At 68.2% G+C, this 1,417-nt stretch carries 2 protein-coding genes; both read right to left on the bottom strand.

Annotated elements, in window-relative coordinates:
- The coding region (locus ACFV4P_RS35930) for an NAD(P)H-dependent oxidoreductase (protein ID WP_380477688.1) at positions 1-154 on the bottom strand (154 nt) is incomplete at its 3' end.
- Between the two features lie 18 nt (positions 155-172).
- Positions 173-1,417, bottom strand: a 1,245-nt coding sequence (locus tag ACFV4P_RS35925) for an acyltransferase family protein (protein WP_380477687.1), incomplete at its 5' end; no start/stop codon positions are given.

Genomic DNA, 1,417 nt, shown 5'->3' with positions numbered 1-1,417 from the left:
GCCCGCACCGCTCCATCCTGATCGAGCGCAGGTCGACGGTCTCGAAGTCGACGCCGCGGTTCTCGGCGACGCGTGCCGCATGCCGCAGTACGTCGGCGGTGTTGCCGTCACGTTCCGAACCGTTGATCGCGAGGATCTTGAGTTGTGCGCTCACGGGGGCCTCCTTGGGGAGTCAGGTGCGCTCGGCGGTCGGCTCCGCGGGACTGTCGGGCCGACGCTGGTCCGGGATCCGCAGAGCCGGCTCGGCGGGGGCGGGAGGAAGGTTTCCCCGCGGTGGCCCGCCGCGTTCGCCGAACTTGATGAGAGGCTTCTCCACGAGATAGAAGCTGATGGTCGCCAGCACGACGCTGATCGAGATCGTGAAGAGGAACAGTTCCCAGAACCCCATGTCACCTCGGAATTCGGGCGTTGGCACGGGGGACTTGCCGAAGATGCTGCCGTTCCTGAGCCAGAGGTTGATCACGATCTCGTGCCAGAGGTAGACGCCGAGGGAGATCTGGCCGAGGAAGAGGATCGGCTTGCTGGTGAAGAGCGCGTCCGAGAACCGGGACTCTGCCCCGGGGACCGTCATCGGCGCCAGGAGCAGCAGGGTGAAGGCGGTCAGGATGAAGTGGTCGACGAGCTCCTGGGCCAGGGCCGCGTTGTCGCCCAGGCCCGGGATGCCGATGGGCTTGGTGGCGTAGAGGAGGTACAGGGGGATGAGCGGCGCCCAGCAGACCAGCGGACGCCGGATCACGAACCGGTAGAAGCCCGGGGTCCCGGGAAGCGCCTCGGCGTACGCGGCGTAGATGGCCAGCGCCATGCCCGCGGCGAAGCAGCCGGCGTAGTAGGGCGGCCAGTACCACTGCATCGTCGCGCCGGTGGAGGGGAGGTTGGTGTACGTGACCCAGCCGATGGCCATGACTTCCAGCGCGGCCAGGGGCAGCAGCAGGCGGCGGGCCTTCTGGGCGGGGGTGCTTCCGCCCCGCGCGAGCCGGTGGCCGATCCAGGCGATCAGCGGCAGGGCCAGGTAGAACGTGAACTCGGCGGGGACCGTCCAGGTGGGCTCGATGCCGTGCATCGGCTGCCCCTCGGGCAGGTAGAAGTGCATGAGGAGCACGGGCCGCAGGACGTCGCTGACGCTGTCGATCTCGAACCAGTTGTAGCCGGGGATCGCGAAGACGAGCAACAGGTAGTAGGCGGGCAGGATGCGCAGGGCCCGGCGCTTGAGGAACCGTCCGGTGGCGGGGCGCTTCGTCCCGCTGATGGTGACGCGGGCGTAGGGCTTGTACAGCATCATTCCGGACAGAGCGAAGAAGGGGGGAAGGCAGACCCCCAGACCGTCCGCGAGGACGCCCCAGAACGGTTTGCCCGGCTCACCGACGAAGCTGCCCACTCCGGCCTGGAACGCGACGTGGTAGACGACCACACCCAGTGC

This window comes from Kitasatospora sp. NPDC059795, from assembly GCF_042732175.1.
Taxonomy (GTDB): Bacteria; Actinomycetota; Actinomycetes; order Streptomycetales; family Streptomycetaceae; genus Kitasatospora.
The sequence above is the reverse complement of the archived record's forward strand: the minus strand, read 5'-3'. Positions and strand labels throughout refer to the sequence as shown.